Annotated in this window: 16 protein-coding genes; 11 read left to right on the top strand and 5 right to left on the bottom strand. The window is 72.2% G+C overall.

From position 1 onward, the window contains the following. Window positions 1-22: 22 nt before the first annotated feature. Window positions 23-2,263: a 3-hydroxyacyl-CoA dehydrogenase NAD-binding domain-containing protein gene (locus ACFO9I_RS16260; RefSeq protein WP_379182664.1), complete on the top strand. Its 2,241-nt coding sequence runs from the start codon at window positions 23-25 to the stop codon at window positions 2,261-2,263. Between the two features lie 90 nt (window positions 2,264-2,353). On the opposite strand, the gene ACFO9I_RS16265 is transcribed toward ACFO9I_RS16260, so the two are convergent. The 3 genes from ACFO9I_RS16265 to ACFO9I_RS16275 all read right to left on the bottom strand — a co-directional run bounded on the left by ACFO9I_RS16265 (window position 2,354) and on the right by ACFO9I_RS16275 (window position 4,434). Further along, complete coding sequence (locus tag ACFO9I_RS16265) at window positions 2,354-3,196, bottom strand: hypothetical protein (RefSeq protein WP_379182666.1); 843 nt, start codon at window positions 3,194-3,196, stop codon at window positions 2,354-2,356. After that, window positions 3,189-3,755, bottom strand: coding sequence for an RNA polymerase sigma factor (locus tag ACFO9I_RS16270; RefSeq protein WP_379182668.1), 567 nt, complete (start codon window positions 3,753-3,755; stop codon window positions 3,189-3,191). The genes ACFO9I_RS16265 and ACFO9I_RS16270 overlap by 8 nt, the downstream gene beginning before the upstream one ends. An 85-nt stretch (window positions 3,756-3,840) precedes the next feature. Then, a complete protein-coding gene (locus ACFO9I_RS16275) occupies window positions 3,841-4,434 on the bottom strand; it encodes a hypothetical protein (RefSeq protein ID WP_379182670.1) in 594 nt (197 codons plus the stop codon). A gap of 171 nt (window positions 4,435-4,605) precedes the next feature. On the opposite strand from ACFO9I_RS16275, the gene ACFO9I_RS16280 reads away from it, so the two are divergent. The 5 genes from ACFO9I_RS16280 to ACFO9I_RS16300 all read left to right on the top strand — a co-directional run bounded on the left by ACFO9I_RS16280 (window position 4,606) and on the right by ACFO9I_RS16300 (window position 9,098). Further along, window positions 4,606-5,877: an acyl-CoA dehydrogenase family protein gene (locus tag ACFO9I_RS16280; RefSeq protein WP_379182672.1), complete on the top strand. Its 1,272-nt coding sequence runs from the start codon at window positions 4,606-4,608 to the stop codon at window positions 5,875-5,877. Continuing rightward, window positions 5,874-6,635: an SDR family NAD(P)-dependent oxidoreductase gene (locus ACFO9I_RS16285; RefSeq protein ID WP_379182674.1), complete on the top strand. Its 762-nt coding sequence runs from the start codon at window positions 5,874-5,876 to the stop codon at window positions 6,633-6,635. The genes ACFO9I_RS16280 and ACFO9I_RS16285 overlap by 4 nt, the downstream gene beginning before the upstream one ends. Then, the gene (locus ACFO9I_RS16290; RefSeq protein ID WP_379182676.1) at window positions 6,632-7,708 is read left to right on the top strand and encodes a phosphotransferase family protein; all 1,077 of its coding nucleotides are present in this window, start codon (window positions 6,632-6,634) and stop codon (window positions 7,706-7,708) included. Before ACFO9I_RS16285 ends, ACFO9I_RS16290 begins: the two co-directional genes overlap by 4 nt. Continuing rightward, entirely contained in the window at window positions 7,708-8,406 is a 699-nt protein-coding gene (locus ACFO9I_RS16295; RefSeq protein ID WP_379182678.1) for a histidine phosphatase family protein, read from the top strand. Before ACFO9I_RS16290 ends, ACFO9I_RS16295 begins: the two co-directional genes overlap by 1 nt. 158 nt (window positions 8,407-8,564) lie before the next feature. Next, complete coding sequence (locus ACFO9I_RS16300) at window positions 8,565-9,098, top strand: hypothetical protein (protein ID WP_379182680.1); 534 nt, start codon at window positions 8,565-8,567, stop codon at window positions 9,096-9,098. On the opposite strand, the gene ACFO9I_RS16305 is transcribed toward ACFO9I_RS16300, so the two are convergent. Continuing rightward, window positions 9,091-9,876 carry an SDR family oxidoreductase gene (locus ACFO9I_RS16305; protein ID WP_379182682.1) on the bottom strand — a complete coding sequence of 262 codons (786 nt, stop codon included), beginning with the start codon at window positions 9,874-9,876 and terminating at the stop codon, window positions 9,091-9,093. The genes ACFO9I_RS16300 and ACFO9I_RS16305 overlap by 8 nt on opposite strands. Window positions 9,877-9,904: 28 nt before the next feature. Here ACFO9I_RS16305 and ACFO9I_RS16310 point away from each other — a divergent pair, with 28 nt between their 5' ends. Further along, on the top strand, window positions 9,905-11,248 hold the full coding sequence (locus tag ACFO9I_RS16310; RefSeq protein ID WP_379182684.1) for a flavin-containing monooxygenase: 1,344 nt from the start codon (window positions 9,905-9,907) through the stop codon (window positions 11,246-11,248). 88 nt (window positions 11,249-11,336) lie between these two features. Here ACFO9I_RS16310 and ACFO9I_RS16315 read toward each other — a convergent pair whose 3' ends face one another. Continuing rightward, window positions 11,337-12,005 (bottom strand): RDD family protein, encoded by a 669-nt coding sequence (locus ACFO9I_RS16315; protein WP_379182686.1) that lies wholly within the window; start codon window positions 12,003-12,005, stop codon window positions 11,337-11,339. A gap of 191 nt (window positions 12,006-12,196) precedes the next feature. On the opposite strand from ACFO9I_RS16315, the gene ACFO9I_RS16320 reads away from it, so the two are divergent. The 4 genes from ACFO9I_RS16320 to ACFO9I_RS16335 are packed head-to-tail and all read left to right on the top strand — an operon-like array spanning window position 12,197 to window position 16,324. Further along, window positions 12,197-12,799, top strand: a complete 603-nt coding sequence (locus ACFO9I_RS16320) for a PadR family transcriptional regulator (protein WP_379182688.1) — start codon at window positions 12,197-12,199, stop codon at window positions 12,797-12,799. After that, a complete protein-coding gene (locus tag ACFO9I_RS16325) occupies window positions 12,796-12,942 on the top strand; it encodes a hypothetical protein (RefSeq protein WP_379182690.1) in 147 nt (48 codons plus the stop codon). The genes ACFO9I_RS16320 and ACFO9I_RS16325 overlap by 4 nt, the downstream gene beginning before the upstream one ends. Continuing rightward, a complete protein-coding gene (locus ACFO9I_RS16330) occupies window positions 12,939-13,658 on the top strand; it encodes an ABC transporter ATP-binding protein (protein ID WP_379182692.1) in 720 nt (239 codons plus the stop codon). The genes ACFO9I_RS16325 and ACFO9I_RS16330 overlap by 4 nt, the downstream gene beginning before the upstream one ends. Next, window positions 13,655-16,324: an FtsX-like permease family protein gene (locus ACFO9I_RS16335; protein ID WP_379182694.1), complete on the top strand. Its 2,670-nt coding sequence runs from the start codon at window positions 13,655-13,657 to the stop codon at window positions 16,322-16,324. Before ACFO9I_RS16330 ends, ACFO9I_RS16335 begins: the two co-directional genes overlap by 4 nt. Window positions 16,325-16,382: the final 58 nt, after the last annotated feature.

Raw genomic sequence — 16,382 nt, forward strand, 5'->3', positions numbered from 1 at the left:
CCCAGAGAAGGACTGAAGACACATGACTGACGTGGTCTCGACCGACGCCAAGAGCGCGGTGCGCTACGACAAGGACGCCGACGGCATCGTCACCCTCACCCTCGACGACCCGACCGCCAGCGCCAACACCATGAACGAGCTCTACATCTCCTCGATGCAGGCCGCCGTCGACCGGCTGTACGACGAGCTCGCAGCCGACGAGAAGAGCGTCACCGGCGTCGTGATCGCCAGCGCGAAGAAGACCTTCTTCGCCGGCGGCAACCTCAAGAGCATGGTCCGGGCGACCCCGGACGACGCCGCCGACGTGTTCGCGGCCGGGGAGAGCGTCAAGGCCGCGCTGCGCCGTCTCGAGCTGTTCCCCCGTCCGGTCGTCGCGGCCGTCAACGGGGCCGCGCTCGGGGGTGGCCTGGAGATCTGCCTGGCCGCCAACCACCGCGTCGTCGTGGACGACGACAAGGCCCAGCTCGGCCTCCCGGAGGCCACGCTCGGCCTGCTGCCGGGTGGCGGCGGGGTGACCCGCACGGTGCGGATGCTCGGCATCCAGTCCGCGCTCATGGACGTGCTGCTGCAGGGGACGCGTTTCAAGCCGGCGCAGGCGCTGGAGAAGGGCCTCGTCGACGAGCTGGTCGCCACCCGCGAGGAGCTGGTGCCTGCCGCGAAGGCGTGGATCAGGGCCAACCCCGACGCCGCGCTGAACCCCTGGGACCAGCCGGGCTACAAGATGCCGGGCGGCACGCCCAGCAACCCCAAGCTGGCCGCCTTCCTGCCGGCGTTCCCGGCGCTGCTGCGCCAGCAGACCAAGGGTGCCGTCTACCCCGCACAGCGGGCGATCCTGTCCGCGGCCGTCGAGGGCGCCCAGGTCGACTTCGACACCGCCTCGCGGATCGAGTCGCGCTACCTGACCAACCTGGTCGTCAACCAGGGCTCGAAGAACATGATCCAGGCGTTCTTCTTCGACCTGCAGGCGATCAGCTCCGGCTCGCTGCGACCCGACGGCATCCCGCCGTACAAGGCCGTCAAGGTCGGTGTGCTCGGCGCGGGGATGATGGGCGCCGGCATCGCCTACTCCTGCGCCCGGGCCGGGATGGAGGTCGTCCTCAAGGACGTCACGGTCGAGAACGCCGAGAAGGGCAAGGCCTACAGCGAGAAGCTGCTGGACAAGGCGATCGCCCGCGGCCGCTCGACGGAGGAGAAGCAGGCCGAGCTGCTCGGCCGCATCACCGCGACCGCCGACCCGGCCGACCTCGCCGGCTGCGACCTGGTGATCGAGGCCGTCTTCGAGGACCCGGCCCTCAAGGCCAAGGTCTTCGCCGAGATCGCCGAGCACGTGAACCCCGACGCGCTGCTGTGCTCCAACACCTCGACGCTGCCGATCACCGAGCTGGCCACCGGCGTGGACCGGCCGGGTGGCCCCAGGATCAAGAACTTCATCGGCCTGCACTTCTTCTCGCCCGTCGACAAGATGCCGCTGGTCGAGATCATCCGCGGGGCGGAGACCTCCGACGAGGCGCTGGCCAAGGCGTACGACGTCGTCCAGCAGATCCGCAAGACCCCGATCGTCGTCAACGACAGCCGCGGCTTCTACACCTCGCGGGTGATCGGCACGATGGTCAACGAGGGGCTGGCCATGCTCGCCGAGGGCGTGCACCCGGTGTCGCTGGAGCGGGCCACCACCCAGGACGGCTACCCGGTCGGCGTCCTGCAGCTGAGCGACGAGCTGAACATGGAGCTGTTCAAGAAGATCAGCACCGCCACCCGCAACGCCGTCGAGGCCGCCGGTGGGACCTACGAGCCGCACCCCGCCGAGAAGGTCATCGACACGATGATCGACCTCGGTCGACCGTCGCGGCTCAAGGGTGCGGGCTTCTACGAGTACGACGAGTCCGGCACGCGGCTGGGGCTGTGGAAGGGCCTGACCGACACGTTCCCGGTCGACCCGGAGGCCGTGCCGTTCCGCGACGTCAAGGACCGGATGCTGTTCGCGGAGGCCCTCGAGACGGCGAAGTGCTTCGAGGAGGGCGTGATCACCTCGGCGGCGGCGGCCAACATCGGCTCGATCATGGGCATCGGCTTCCCGCCGAACACCGGCGGCGCGGCGCAGTTCATGACCGGCTACCAGGATCCCGAGGACAGCACCGCCCCGATCGGGCTGGCCGCGTTCGTGGCCCGGGCCGACCAGCTCGCCGAGAGGTACGGCGACCGGTTCCGGCCGACGGCGTACCTGCGGTCCATGGCCGAGAAGGGCGAGTCCTTCCCCGCCTGACCCAGGGTCGAGTCGGCGCGAGCTCGTCGGCAGGACACGTCGAGTCGGCGCAAGCTCGTCGCGCTTGCGCCGACTCGACGTGCGTCCGGGTCAGTCGTCGGTGGCCGGCTCGGAGGGGTGGAACTCGATCGACTCGACGACCTCCTCCAGCTGCCGCTGGATCCGGGGCGGTGTTCCGTCGGACCGCTGCGAGTCGACGAGGACCGGGTCCCCGGCCACGTCGACCACCCAGACGTCCTCGGTGTCCGCGAACCCGCCGACGACCCCGTTGGCGGTGGTGTCGAAGAGATTCGTGTCGCAGTCACCCAGGGCCGGGGTCGTGACCAGTCGCAGGTGCGTCGCCGGGTGCCCGAACATCGAGTCCGGCACGGTGTCGACGAGGACCCGGAAGCCGGGGATGCCCCGGATCGCCCGGACCAGCGACGCCGCCGTCGGGCCCACCTCGTCATCGATCTGCGGAGGCACGCACAGGCGTGAGCTGACGGCATCGACGTCCACGACCAGGACCCCGACGTACCACTCCAGCTCCCCGAGGGACTCGTCCTCCGACTGCCCGCCGTCGCGCTCCTCGAAGCGGTTGGGACCCTGCCACGCGTTCCAGCCGCGTGGCAGCGTCACGCGGGCCACGGGGAACAGCGGGTCCGAGGAGATGTCCATCGTGTAGGTGCCCCGGTCCAGGGTCTCCATCACCGCGCCCGGGTAGGGCTGGGCGCCCGTGGAGTCCGGCGGCTTGATCGGCTCGACGGACCGCGGCGCGTCGTCTCGGATCGCCACCATGCCTGCGGCGGCGAGCACGACAGCGGCGAGCGCCGTACCGGCCGCGACGCGGCGGCGGTGGAGGTCACGCCCCCGGTGCTCGAGCTCGGCGAGGTCGGGGAGGGGCACGAGCTCCTCAGCGCGGGACGCGAACTCCCTCAGCTCCAGCTCACTCATGGCCATCCTCCTCCACCTGCGCGGTCTCCTCCGTCAGGGCCTCCTCCGACAGCAGCACCGCCAGCGCCTCGCGGCCGCGCATCAAGCGGGTCTTGACGGTTCCCTCGGGCACCCTCAGCAGGGCTGCGACCTCGGCCACCGGCTGGTCGGCGAGGTAGTGCAGGGCGAGCACCTCCCGCTGCGACTGGGGCAGCCGACGGAGCGCCTCGATCACGGCGAGGTGCTCCTCCAGCCCGGGTGGGTCGGGGGGTGACGCCTCGAGGCGCGGCCGGACCCGCCCGAAGTTCCGCAGCTTGCGCCACCGGTTGCGGTGCAGGTTGATCGCCGTTCGCCGCAGCCAGGCCTCGGGGTTGTCGACCCGGCGGAACCGGGCGCCCGCGGCCGAGGCCCGGACGAACGACTCCTGGACGAGGTCCTCGGCCTCGGCGAGGTCGCCGACCACGCCGTAGAGCTGGACCACCAGCCGTCGGTACGACAGCGCGAAGACCTCGGCGAGGCCCGGGCTCGTGGGTCGGCCGGGGGCTGCGCGGCCCAGGGCCAACGTTTCCTTGTCTGCCATCGCGGACCTCCTTGGTCGCCTGTCACTGCAGACGACCCGCGAGGGCCCACCGTGGGTTCCACGGGGGCCCTCGGGTCCGGACAGGTCAGCGGTGGGTCTGGAACCAGGGGTGGTGCAGGTCGTAGAAGGTCGCGCCCTGCATCGCGTACTCGAGCTCGGCCATCACCTCCGGGGGCGGCGGGACCTGCTCGCCGGCTCGGGCGCTGGCCTCGTCGGTGAACGCGATCGTCTCGGTGAACGTGCCGTCCGGCTCGATCGCGAGGGTGCCGCCGATGATCTCCGGGCGCATCTCGTGCAGCTGCGTCGTGTCGGCCATCATCGCCTTGAGCCGGTCGGGGTCGGTGACCTTGCCGCGGATCACCTGCACGAACCCGGCGGTGTCCGAGCCGCCGTCCATCATCAGGGTCACGTCGTCGCAGTCGTGGAACTCGACCGGGCCGTCCATCAGCCGCGTCATCCGCTCCGACCACGCCGTCTGCTCGGGCCGTTCGGAGTTGCGCATCGCGGCCTCGCGGGACTCGAAGCGGACGACGCCGATGAACATGTCGTCGTCGGTGAAGCCGTAGGTGCCGCCGAGCCAGCCGTCGGCGGTCGGGCCGAGCTCGTCTGCCCACTGCTGCGCCATCGCCCGCAGCTCGTCGGGCTTCGTGCACCTGCCCTGGATGATCTGGATGAACACGGCAGACCTCCTCTCGGCGGGCCGCCCCCGGGTTGAGGCGACCCGAGTCCGACTTCGACGCTAGGTCGGCCCCGGACCCGCGTCCATGGCGCGTTCGGGGGAAATGCGCGGCCCGCGACGGTGGCCGGACGGGCCCCGGGCGGCGCACGGGCCCCGGCTAGGGTGCCCGGCATGGACTTCGCTCCGTCCGCACGGGCCGCCGACCTGACCGCCCGCGTGACCGCGTTCATCGCCGAGGAGATCGATCCGGTCGAGCCCGGCTACCACCGCGACCTCGCCGCGCTGCGCCGCTCCGGCGACCCCTGGCAGCCGCTCCCCGTGCTCGAGGAGCTCAAGGCCAAGGCGCGCGCGCAGGGGCTGTGGAACCTCTTCCTGCCGAAGGAGCACGCCGGGGAGTACGCCGCCCGGTTCGGCACCGACGGCGGCGAGGGGCTGACCAACGTCGACTACGCCCCCGTGGCGGAGGCGATGGGCCGCTCGGCGATCGCCCCCCTCGTCTTCAACTGCAATGCACCGGACACCGGCAACATGGAGGTGCTGCTGCGCTACGGCTCGGAGGACCAGAAGCGGGAGTGGCTCGAGCCCCTGCTCGACGGCCGGATCCGCTCCGCGTTCACGATGACCGAGCCCGACGTGGCCTCCTCCGACGCCACCAACATGGAGGCGACCGCCGTCGTCGACGGCGACGAGGTGGTCGTCAACGGCCGCAAGTGGTGGTCGACCGGGATCGGCCACCCGGACTGCAAGGTCCTGGTGTTCATGGGGCTGTCCGATCTCCCGGAGAATCTGCAGGGTGCAGACCGCCACCACCGGCACTCGATGGTGCTCGTCCCGCGCGACGCCCCGGGGGTCGAGGTGGTCCGGATGCTCGACACGATGGGGATCCAGGACGAGCCGCTGGGTCACGGGGAGTTGAGCTTCACCGACGTCCGCCTCTCGCTGGCGAACGTGATCAGCGGCCCGGGGGAGGCGTTCGCGATCGCCCAGGGCCGCCTCGGTCCCGGCCGGGTCCACCACTGCATGCGGCTGATCGGCCTCGCCGAGATGGCGCTGGAGCTGGCCTGCCGGCGGTCGCTCGAACGCACCGCCTTCGGCAAGCCGCTGGCCAACCTGGGAGGCAACCGCGAGCGGATCGCCGAGGCCCGGATCGCCATCAGCTCCGCGCGCCTGCTGGTCCTCGACGCGGCGTGGAAGCTCGACGTGGGCGGGCCGCTGAACGCGCTCTCGGAGGTCGCGCAGATCAAGGTGGCGGTGCCGAGCATGGCGCAGCGGGTCATCGACATGGCCATGCAGCTGCACGGTGGCGGCGGCCTGTCCTCGGACTTCCCGCTGGCCGGCGCCTGGACCGCGGCCCGCGCCCTGCGCCTGGCCGACGGCCCCGACGAGGTGCACCGCGGCGTCATCGCCCGGCTCGAGCTCGGCAAGTACGGCGCAACCCGGTGAGCCGCGGGAGCAGGGTGCTGGTCACCGGTGCCGCGTCCGGTCTCGGCGCCGCGCTCGCGAACGCCTTCGAGGCGCGCGGGGACGAGGTGCTGCGGACCGACGTGGCCGGCGGCGACCTGAGGCTGGACATCACCTCCGAGGAGGACTGGGCCGCCGCGCTCGCGCACGTCGAGGACACCTGGGGCGGGCTGGACGTCCTCGTGAACAACGCGGGCGTCGCCGGCGGCGGACGCCTCGACGTGGCCACGATCGCGGAGTGGGAGTGGATCACCGACGTCAACCTGTTCGGGACGGTCCGCGGGCTGCGGACGTTCGTGCCGCTGCTCAAGCGCCAGCGCTCGGGCACGATCGTCAACGTGGCCTCGCTCGCGGGACTCGTCCACCCCGCCGGCATGGCGTCCTACAACGCCGTGAAGGCGGCCGTCGTCGCCCTCACCGAGACCGCCGGCCACGAGCTCGCGGCGTACGGCGTGACCGCCCACGTCGTCTGCCCGTCCTACTTCCGCACCAACCTGATGTCCTCGCTGCGGGGTGAGGACGCCGCGCTCGGCGCAGTGATGGCGAAGCTGGTCGAGCGGTCGCCGCTCACCGCCGACGACATCGCGGCGGCCGTGCTCGAGGGGCTGGACCGCGGCGACGAGGTCATCGTGCCCGACCAGCCGGCCCGTGACGCCTGGGCGCTCAAGCAGGGCGACCGGCCGGCGTACGACGCCGTCATGCGTGCGCAGGCGGCCAAGCTGGAGAGAGGTGTGGAGTGACCGACGAGGGGAACCCGGCCCAGCAGGTCCGTGACGAGGACGCCTTCGACGTCGAGGCGGTGGCGGGCTGGCTGCGGGAGAACGCGAAGGAGTTCCGCGACGAGCTCGAGGGCACCCCGCAGGTGCGGCAGTTCCCGGGCGGGGCGTCGAACCTGACGTACCTGCTCGGCTACCCGGAGCGCGACCTGATCCTGCGCCGGCCGCCGGCCGGGGTGAAGGCCGCCAGCGCCCACGACATGGGCCGCGAGTTCCGCATCCAGTCGGCCCTGGCGCCGGTCTTCCCGTACGTGCCACGCATGGTCGGCCACTGCACCGACGAGTCGGTGATCGGCTCGGAGTTCTACGTGATGGAGAAGCTCGAGGGCACGATCCTGCGCCGCGACCTGCCCCGCCCGCTGGGCGAGGACGAGGCGTCCGCGCTGTGCGAGCGCGCGCTCGACGTGCTCGTCGACCTGCACTCCGTCGACGTCGGGGCGCACCCGGAGCTGGCCCGGCTCGGTCGCGGTGAGGGGTACGTCGGCCGTCAGGTCTCCGGCTGGATCGACCGTTTCGCCAAGGCGCGCACCGACGACACCGGCGACTGGTCGGACATCATCGCGTGGCTCGAGCAGCACCAGCCCTCCGACGTGGCGCAGTGCCTGATCCACAACGACTTCCGGTTCGACAACATGGTGCTCGACGACCGGCTGCACGTGGTCGGCGTGCTCGACTGGGAGATGGCGACGGTCGGCGACCCGCTCATGGACCTCGGCGGGATGCTCGCCTACTGGGTCGAGGCCGGGGACGACGAGTTCTTCCAGATGTTCCGCCGCCAGCCCACCACCGAGCCGGGCATGTGGACCCGGGCTCGGGTCGTCGAGCACTACTGCGGCCGGATGGGCTTCGAGATGACGCCCGAGCGGTGGCGCTTCTACGAGGTCTTCGGGCTGTTCCGGCTGGCCGTGATCGCCCAGCAGATCTGGTACCGCTACCACCACCGGCAGACCACCAACGAGGCGTACGCCGTGTTCGGCCCGGCCGTGGGCTACCTCGAGACGCGGTGCCGCCGGATCCTGGCCGGAGGGGACTCCTGATGGGGGTCCTGCTGCTGGTGCGTCACGGCCAGGCATCGTTCGGGGCGGACGACTACGACGTCCTCTCCGAGACCGGCTGGGAGCAGAGCCGACTCCTGGGATCCTGGCTGGCCGAGCGCAAGGTCGTGCCGGACGTCCTCTGGCGCGGGGACATGCGCCGGCACCGGGAGACCGCCGAGGGGATGCTCGCCGGCGCCGGGTGGGACGCACCGATCGAGGTCGACCCCGGCTGGAACGAGTTCGACCACCTCGGTGTCGTCGCGGCACTGGTGGCCTCGCGCAGCGACGTACCGACCGGGGCTGCCGGCATGCAAGGAGTCGACCGGCGCGAGTTCCAGCGGCTGTTCGAGGAGGCCACCGCCCGGTGGACCGGAGGGCAGCACGACGCCGACTACACCGAGTCCTGGGCCCGATTCGTGGCCCGGGTGCGCGGCGCGCTGAAGCGTGCCTGCGCGGCGGTCGGTCCCGGCAGGACCGCCGTGGCGGTGAGCTCGGGAGGACCGATCGCCGCGGCCTGCGCCGCGCTGGTCGACCCCGCCGCCGAGGACCCGACCACGCTGGCCCGGCTGTGGGGCCGGTTCAACACGGTCACCGTGAACTCCTCGGTGACCCGTGTGGTCGTGGGCTCCACCGGCCCGAGGCTGCTCACGTTCAACGAGCACCCGCACCTCGAGGGCGAGCACCTGACCTACCGGTGACCGGTGCGTCACCGGCCGCCCCACCCAGCCACGGGACAACCCCTCCTGCTTTGAACAAACGTTCGTTCAAAGCGCGAGTGGTACCTGTCCGGATCCGGCCCCCGCCTGCCTGTGGAGAGAGCCGGGCGGAGACCGACGACCTGTGTTGCGCTTGAGCCATGCCTCGGAACGTGTGGTTGATGGACCGCCTCGACTCGCTCCTCGGAGCCATGTACGACCTGGTCGTGGCCCGCGGGGTCACCGGCCCGTCGCTGCGCGCCGTGGCGAACCACGCAGGCATCAGCCCGGCCGGGGTCATCCAGCACTTCGGCAGCGGTGCGCAGCTGTGGGGTACGGCGACCTGGCGCTGGGTCGCGCACCGTGAGTCGTGGGCGACGCGTGTCCACGACCGTGCCAGCATCGTCGAGCTCCTGGCCCAGACCCCCATCGAGGTCAGCGACCAGGCCTTCGACTTCGCGCTGGCCGCGATCGCCCGTGGGCATGCCGACGTCGCCCGGGCGCTGACGGCGCTCCGCGAGGGGGAACGCGCCCGGTTGCGCAGGACGCTGCCCGACCTGGGCGAGTGCGATCTCGACCAGCTGGTCGCCGTCGTGGAGGGGTTGCGATTCGCCATGTCGTTGCCCGAGGACGCGCTGCCGATCGCCCGCGCCCGGGCGGCCCTGCAGGACTTCGTCGAGCAGCGACTCACATGAGCTTCTTGAACACCGGCAGCGGTGCGTGCCTCATCAGGACCGACAGGGGTGCCCACGGAATCGGCGGCACACACGCGTGCGGCTTCTCCTTCTCGATCGCGTCGACGATCGCCTTCACGCCCTTCTCGGTGCTGACCATCAGCGGGGTCCGCTGGGCGACGTGCTCGTTCATCTCCGAGGCGATGTAGCCGGGATAGATGACGGTCACCTTGATCGGCGTGCCGTGGAGCTCGTTGCGCAGCCCCTCGGCGAGGTGGGCGACGCCGGCCTTCGTGGCGGCGTACGTCGTCATCGACCTGGGCAGCCCGCGCATGGCCGACATCGACGAGATCATCACGAAGTGGCCCGCGCCCTGCGCGCGGAAGATCTCCATCGCCGCCTCCGACTGGGTCAGCGCCCCGACGAAGTTCGTCATCGCGGTCTCCCGGTTGGCGGCGTACCCGCCGGTGCCCAGCGGTGCACCCTTCCCCAGGCCCGCGTTGACGACGACGCGGTCGATGCTCCGTCCGCGATCGGGGCCGTCCCCAGCGACGTCGTCACGGAAGGCGCGGAAGACCTCGAAGACCTGGTCGGCGTCGTTGACGTCGAGGGCGCGGACCGCCACATGGCAGCCGGGGGAGGCCGCGACGATCTCGTCGCGGAGCGCCTCGAGCCGGTCGAGACGGCGGGCGCAGAGCGCCAGGTCGTGCCCGCCCGCGGCGAACTGGCGGGCCATCTCGGCGCCCAGCCCGGACGAGGCTCCGGTGATCAGGATGGTCTTCCTCGACGCTCTGCTCATGGCCCAGAGTCTCGCGTAGTGTCGCCGCATGGACGCACGGGCGGACGACTTCGAGACGGGCGGACGTGCCTGCATCATCGGGGCGGGGTCCTCCGGCATCACCGCGGCCCAGGTGCTGGCCGCCAAGGGCATCGACTTCGACTGCTTCGAGATGGGCTCCGGCGTCGGCGGCAACTGGCGCTACGACAACGACAACGGGGTGAGCTCGGCCTACCGGTCGCTGCACATCAACACCTCGCGGTCGGCGATGGAGTTCGCCGCCCACCCGATGCCGGAGACGCTGCCCGACTACCCCAGCCACTGGCAGATCGCGGACTACTTCGACGACTTCGTCGACCGCTTCGGGCTGCGGGAGCGGATCACCTTCCGCACCGAGGTCGTGAAGGTGGCGCCGGTGCCCGGGGGCGGGTACGACGTCACCGTCCGCCCGCTGGACGAGCCGCGCGAGGCGGTGACCCGGCACTACGAGCACGTGCTGGTCGCCAACGGGCACCACTGGGACCCACGCTGGCCCGAGCCGTCGTTCCCCGGCAGCGAGGAGTTCCCGGGGACGCAGCTGCACGCGCACTACTACCGCACCCCCGACGTCCTCGAGGGGAGGCGGGTGGTGGTGCTCGGCATCGGCAACTCCGCCACCGACATCGCGGTCGAGTCCTCACGGCTGGCCGACGAGACCTACCTGGCCATGCGCCGCGGCGCGCACGTGCTGCCGAAGTACCTCTTCGGCGTGCCGACCGACCACCTCACCAGCTCGCCCCTGGCCCGCGGCCCCTTCCCGCTGCAGAAGCTCGGCATGAAGGCGATGCTGCGGCTCGCGGTCGGCCGGATGACCGACTACGGCCTGCCGGAGCCGGACCACGACGTCCTCGAGGCGCACCCGACGATCAGCGACGACCTGCTGACCCGGCTCGGGCACGGCGACATCACGGTCAAGCCCAGCATCGACCGCTTCGAGGGGGCCAAGGTCTTCTTCACCGACGGCAGCGCGGTGGAGGCCGACGTCGTCGTCTACTGCACCGGCTACCGGGTGAGCTTCCCGTTCCTCGACGACCGCGTGGTCCGCGCCGAGGACAACCACGTCGACCTCTACCGACGGGTCGTCGACCCGGCCCATCCGGGGCTGTACTTCATCGGGTTGATCCAGCCCCTCGGTGCGGTGATGCCGCTCGCCGAGGAGCAGGCGCACTGGGTGGCCGAGCTGATCACCGGCGAGGTGACGCTGCCGACGGCGCCCGAGATGCGCGCGCAGATCGCGGCGTACGACACGGCTCTGCGCAAGCGGTACGTCGCCTCGAAGCGGCACACGATCCAGGTCGACGCGCACGCGTACCGCACCGAGCTGCAGCGCGAGCGCCGGCAGCGCCGGGCCTGAGACGGCGAGAGGCGCCCCGGCCGTGGCCGGGACGCCTCTGGTGCTGCTCCGCGCTGGTCGTCAGCGTCGGGTCGTCAGGGTCGGGTCGTCAGGGTTGGGGCTCGTTGACCACGATGGTGCTCATGATCTTGTCCGAGAAGGTCTGGCGCTTGGAGTCCCACAGCGGCCACAGGTAGCCGAGGTAGCAGATGCTGTCGACGATGTGGCACAGGTAGCGGACGAAGGCCATGCCCGCACCGATCGGCTGGCCGGTCTTCTCGGCGATCAGCTTGATCCCCAGGACGCCCTTGCCGATCGAGTAGCCGGTGCGGCCCTGCTTCATGCAGGTGTTCCAGACGAAGAACGCCAGCGAGGTCAGCACACCGATCAGGATCAGGATCAGCGAGGCGCCGCCACCCTCCATGGAGGTCGTGGTGGTGCCGTCGGGGTTGGTGGTCGTCTCGGCGGAGGCGATGAGGATGCCGTAGCCGATCCAGAGCGGGAAGCCCGCGACGCTGGTGAGCAGCCCGTCGATCAGGTAGGCGCCGACGCGCTTGAACCAGTTCGCGTAGTCGGGCGTGGCCATGCCGTAGCCGGGCTGTCCGTACCCGGGCTGCTGGCCGTACGCCGGCTGCTGGCCGTAGGGGTTGGCCTGCCCGGACGGCTGCTGGCCGTACTGCTGCTGGCCGTACTGCTGCTGGGCGTACGGGTCGGGCTGCTGCCCGTACTGGTTCTGGGTGTTGGGGTCCTGCGGCGGGTAGTTCCCGGAGTCGGACATTGCTCCCCCTTCAGGGCGGCATCAAAGGTGCCGTCAGCGTAGTGATGTGTTGCCGCACGGGTGATGCCCTCGGGTCGGTGCGCCAAACGTGTCGCGGCATGTTGTTCTGGTCCGGGCAACTGCATACGTGGTATACATACCCGGTATCCATCGGCACGGGGGCCGGTGGACGACCCTCCGGGGAGGCGCGGATGTCGGTCAGGCAGGCACTGTTGGCACTGTTGGAGCAGGGGCCGATGTACGGCTACCAGCTGCGGGCCGAGTTCGAGCAGCGGACAGGTGCGACCTGGCCGCTCAACGTCGGGCAGGTCTACACGACCCTGACCCGGCTGGAGCGTGACGGGCTCGTCGAAGGCACGGGGGCCGACGACGAGGGCCACGTCATCTACCGCGTCACCCCGGAGGGTCGCACCGAGGTCGAGACGTGGTTCACGACGCCGGTGGCCCGCACCCAGCCGCCCCGCGACGAGCTGGCGATCAAGCTCGCCATCGCGGTCACGGTGCCCGGCGTCGACGTCGGTCGCGTGATCCAGCAGCAGCGCTCGGCCACCATGGCGGCGCTGCAGGACTACACCCGGCTCAAGCGCGGCGGGCGCGCCGCCACCCCTGAGGACCGGGCCGACATGGCGTGGAGCCTGGTGCTCGACTCGCTGGTGTTCGCCGCCGAGGCCGAGATCCGCTGGCTGGACCACTGCGAGGCGCGGCTGCGCCGGGCCGCCGCCGATCGTCCGTCTCCCTCGGACGGGCCCTCGTCCTCGTCGGTCGAGCAGGTCCGCCAGGAGACCCGGCGATGAGCGCGGCCATCCACCAGGAACAGGCTGCCCGGATCGTCCGGGCCGAGACCCGTTGGCTCGACCAGTGTGCGGCCCGGCTGCGCCAGGCCGGGATGGAGCGCGGCCCGCGCCGTCCGCAGGAGACGAAGGAGGTCGCCCGATGACCGCCGTGCTGCAGATCGACGACGTGACCCGGGTCCACGGCGAGGGCGCGACCGAGGTGCGCGCGCTGCGCGGCGTCTCGTTCGCGGCGTACGCCGGCGAGCTCGTCGCCGTCATGGGCCCCTCCGGCTCCGGCAAGTCCACCCTGCTCACCCTGTCCGGCGGGCTGGACCAGCCGACGTCCGGCCGGGTCGACGTCGAGGGCGTCGACCTCGCATCCCTGGGCAACCAGGGCCGGGCGCGGATGCGGCGGACGTCCATCGGCTACGTGTTCCAGGACTTCAACCTGATCCCGGCGCTGACCGCCGCGGAGAACGTCGCGCTGCCGCGCGAGCTCGACGGCGAGCGCACGCGGGCCGCCCGCCGGTCCGCGCTCGCCGCCCTCGAGGAGGTCGGCATCGCGGACCTCGCGGACCGGTTCCCCGACGAGATGTCGGGCGGCCAGCAGCAGCGGGTGGCGATCGCCCGCGCGATCGTCGGCGAGCGCCGGCTGATCCTGGCCGACGAGCCGACCGGTGCGCTGGACACCGAGACCGGCGAGGACATCCTGCGGGTCCTCCGGGCCCGCTGCGACGCCGGCGCCGCCGGGGTGCTGGTCACCCACGAGGCGCGGCACGCCGCGTGGGCCGACCGGGTGGTCTTCCTGCGCGACGGGGTCGTGGTCGACGAGTCGGGGTCGGCGCCCGTCGAGGCACTGCTCGACGCGGGCGTCCGGTGAGCGGCCGCCTGTGGCGCGGGCTGGCGGGCTGGCGGCTCGCGCTGCGCCTGGCCCGCCGCGACGCGCTGCGCTCGAAGGGCCGCAGCATCCTGGTGCTGGTGATGATCGCGCTGCCGGTGCTCGCGGTGACCGCCGCCGACGTGGTGATGAAGACCTCCGACGTCTCCGGGGCCGAGTCCCTCGACCGGCGGCTCGGCGCCGCCGACGCCCGGGTGAGCTTCGAGCGCGGGACCAGCTCGGTCCTGCAGGCGTTCGACCCCGACGAGGCGTCCACCGGTGCCGGGGGGCGGAGCGAGGACCTCACCGGGTCCGGTCTGGCGCGGCTGCGCTCGGTCCTCGGGCCCGACGTGCGGGCGATCCCGCTGCTGGCCGGGGGCGTGACCGTGGACACGGACCGGGGGGCCGTCTACGCGGACGTCACCGGGGTCGACCTCGCTGACCCGCTGGCCCGCGGGCTGTTCGACGTGAGCAGCGGCCGGGTCCCGCGCGGGACCGACGAGGTGGTGGTCAACACGGCGCTGGCCGACCACGGCTTCGCCCTCGGGGACCGGCTGGAGCTGCAGGGAGGCGGCTCGTTCACGGTCGTCGGCATCGGTGAGTCCGCGACGTACCGCGACTATCCCGTGCTCGTCGGTGCCACCCGCGACCTGGCTGCGCCCGCCCCGGGCTTCCGGACCTGGCTGGTCGGCGGCGCCGACGTGTCGTGGGAGCAGGTGAAGCAGATCAACGCCGTCGGCGGGCTGGTGCTCTCCCGTGCCGTCCTGCTCGACCCGCCCCCGGACTCCGAGATCCCGGCGGAGATCCGCAGCTGGTCGGGCGGGCCCGACGAGGCCGTGATCGCGGTGACGGTCCTCGTCGTGGTGATGGCGCTGATCGAGGTCGTGCTGCTCGCCGGGCCGGCCTTCGCGGTCGGAGCGCGTCGGCAGTCCCGGTCGCTCGCCCTGATGGCGGCCGCAGGAGGCACACCACCGCAGGCCCGACGGGTCGTGCTGGCCGGCGGGGTCGTGCTCGGGGGAGTCGCGGCCGTGCTCGGCGTCGTGCTCGGGATCGGCGCCGCGTGGCTGGTCATGCCCGTGGTGCAGCGCTACTCCAACATGTGGTTCGGCCCGTTCGACGTCCCGTGGCTGCACCTGCTCGGGATCGCGGCGTTCGGCCTGGTCAGCGCCCTGCTGGCCGCGGTGGTCCCGGCGTGGATCGCGTCGCGGCAGGACGTGGTGGCGGTGCTCGCCGGCCGGCGGGGCGACCGGGCGGCCAGCCGGCGGTCGCCGGTGCTGGGCGCGGTGCTGCTCGGGCTGGGTGTCGCGGGTGCGGCGTTCGGCGCGAGGTCGACCCAGAGCGGGGAGTTCCTCATCGCCGGCTCCGCGATCCTCGCCGTGCTCGGCATGATCCTGCTCGTCCCGATGGTGGTGGTCGCCGTGGCGAGGCTCTCGAGGCGCCTCCCGCTGACGGTCCGGTACGCCGTCCGCGACGCCGCCCGGCACCGCACCCGCACGGTCCCGGCGGTCGCCGCCGTGGCCGCCACGGTGGCCGGCGTGGTCGCGCTCGGCATCGCCAACACCAGTGACGACGCCCAGAACCGGGCGCAGTACACCCCCCAGCTCGAGCCGGGCCACGCCTCGCTCACGCAGTGGGGCGACCAGGCGGGGTGGCCGGCGCTGCGCGCGGCGGTCGAGCGGTACGTGCCCGACGCCGACATCACCGAGGTGCGCGGCATCCCGTCGAGCACGCCCGGGGGTCGGCAGATCGACATCAGCCTGCGCGCGGGCCGCGACGCCGACCTGCTCGACACGTGGGGCGGCACGCTCGGCTCGTCGGTCCTGGTGAGCGACGACGGGCTGCCCATCCCGGTGCCGGGCGTCGACGGGGCGGACCTGACCCGCGCCGACACGGCGCTGCGGTCCGGGAAGACCGTCGTGTTCACCTCGCGGGAGGTGACGGGAGACGAGGTCACCCTGGTCGGGTCGACCTACCCCCTGGACGGCGGCCGGGCCGAGCGCCTGGGCAGGGTCGACGCGCCGGCGGTGTTCGTGCCGGTGGCCGAGGGGCGGGGCACGCTGCAGGCGGTGGTCCCCTCGTCCGTGCCCGAGGCGTTCGGGTCGCCCCTCGTGGCGCCCAGGACCGTCGGGCTGATGGTCGGCGGCGCGGAGATCTCCGAGCAGCAGCAGGCGGACGTCGAGGAGGCGGTCGCCGGCATCTCCGGCGACGCCGGGTTCTACGTCGAGCGCGGCTACCAGACGCCCGACGAGACCGTGATCCTCCTGCTCGTGCTCGGGGCCCTCGGTGCGGTCCTCATGCTCGGCGGCACGCTCACGGCGACGTTCCTCGCCCTCTCCGACGCGCGTCCGGACCTGGCCACCCTCGCGGCCGTGGGCGCCTCGCCGCGCACCCGCCGGGGTGTGGCGGCGGCGTACGCCCTCGTGGTCGGCCTGGTCGGCGCCGCGCTGGGGACGGCGGTCGGGTTCATCCCGGGCGTGGCGATCACCTACCCCCTGACCGGCAACCAGTGGGTGAGCACGGCGGCGGACGGCACGGCGCTGCCCGACCACTTCCTGGACGTCCCCTGGCTGCTGATCGGCGCCCTCGTGGTCGTCCTGCCGCTGCTCACCGCCCTCGTGGTGGGGGTGTCCACCCGCTCCCGGCTGCCCCTCGTCGCCCGCCTCGACTGACTTCAACCGGATAGTCCGGCACGTTTCCGACGCCCGAGGCCCGGGCCTGGTCGGAAAC

The sequence above is a fragment of the Nocardioides sp. GCM10023255 genome (assembly GCF_042653125.1).
Taxonomy (GTDB): Bacteria; Actinomycetota; Actinomycetes; order Propionibacteriales; family Nocardioidaceae; genus Nocardioides.

Bases quoted from the DNA above. Each gene is read 5' to 3' on its own strand.
- ACFO9I_RS16315 (WP_379182686.1), bottom strand. From the start codon at position 12,005: ATGTCCGACTCCGGGAACTACCCGCCGCAGGACCCCAACACCCAGAAC.
- ACFO9I_RS16265 (WP_379182666.1), bottom strand. From the start codon at position 3,196: ATGAGTGAGCTGGAGCTGAGGGAGTTCGCGTCCCGCGCTGAGGAGCTC.
- ACFO9I_RS16300 (WP_379182680.1), top strand. From the start codon at position 8,565: ATGCCTCGGAACGTGTGGTTGATGGACCGCCTCGACTCGCTCCTCGGA.
- ACFO9I_RS16325 (WP_379182690.1), top strand. From the start codon at position 12,796: ATGAGCGCGGCCATCCACCAGGAACAGGCTGCCCGGATCGTCCGGGCC.
- ACFO9I_RS16305 (WP_379182682.1), bottom strand. From the start codon at position 9,876: ATGAGCAGAGCGTCGAGGAAGACCATCCTGATCACCGGAGCCTCGTCC.
- ACFO9I_RS16270 (WP_379182668.1), bottom strand. From the start codon at position 3,755: ATGGCAGACAAGGAAACGTTGGCCCTGGGCCGCGCAGCCCCCGGCCGA.
- ACFO9I_RS16330 (WP_379182692.1), top strand. From the start codon at position 12,939: ATGACCGCCGTGCTGCAGATCGACGACGTGACCCGGGTCCACGGCGAG.
- ACFO9I_RS16310 (WP_379182684.1), top strand. From the start codon at position 9,905: ATGGACGCACGGGCGGACGACTTCGAGACGGGCGGACGTGCCTGCATC.
- ACFO9I_RS16260 (WP_379182664.1), top strand. From the start codon at position 23: ATGACTGACGTGGTCTCGACCGACGCCAAGAGCGCGGTGCGCTACGAC.
- ACFO9I_RS16320 (WP_379182688.1), top strand. From the start codon at position 12,197: ATGTCGGTCAGGCAGGCACTGTTGGCACTGTTGGAGCAGGGGCCGATG.
- ACFO9I_RS16295 (WP_379182678.1), top strand. From the start codon at position 7,708: ATGGGGGTCCTGCTGCTGGTGCGTCACGGCCAGGCATCGTTCGGGGCG.
- ACFO9I_RS16280 (WP_379182672.1), top strand. From the start codon at position 4,606: ATGGACTTCGCTCCGTCCGCACGGGCCGCCGACCTGACCGCCCGCGTG.